Origin of the sequence: Bacillus cereus, assembly GCF_002564555.1 — a bacterium.
GTDB classification, from domain to species: Bacteria; Bacillota; Bacilli; order Bacillales; family Bacillaceae_G; genus Bacillus_A; species Bacillus_A cereus_K.
Map to the genome: position 1 here is coordinate 1 of NZ_NUVD01000068.1, position 255 is coordinate 255.

Here is a 255-nt window from a genome sequence, read left to right on the forward strand (position 1 = left end):
GGAACAAAAACATGGAAGGACGGAAACGCAACAAATCGTCCGACAACAATCAAAGTAGACTTACTACAAAATGGTAAAGTAGTAGACACAAAAGAAGCAACAGCGGCAACAAATTGGAAATATACATTTGAAAAACTTCAAGCATACGATGCCGAAGGAAATGCGTACAAGTATGAAGTAAAGGAACAACCGGTGGTTGGATATAAATCTGAAGAACAAGGGTATGACATTACGAATACAAAAGTAGCGCAAACA

Annotated in this window: 1 protein-coding gene; it reads left to right on the top strand. The window is 38.0% G+C overall.

Annotated elements, in window-relative coordinates; all coding sequences use genetic code 11:
• A partial coding sequence (locus COI75_RS17315) for a Cna B-type domain-containing protein (RefSeq protein WP_141535132.1) occupies positions 1 to 255 on the top strand: 255 nt, incomplete at both ends.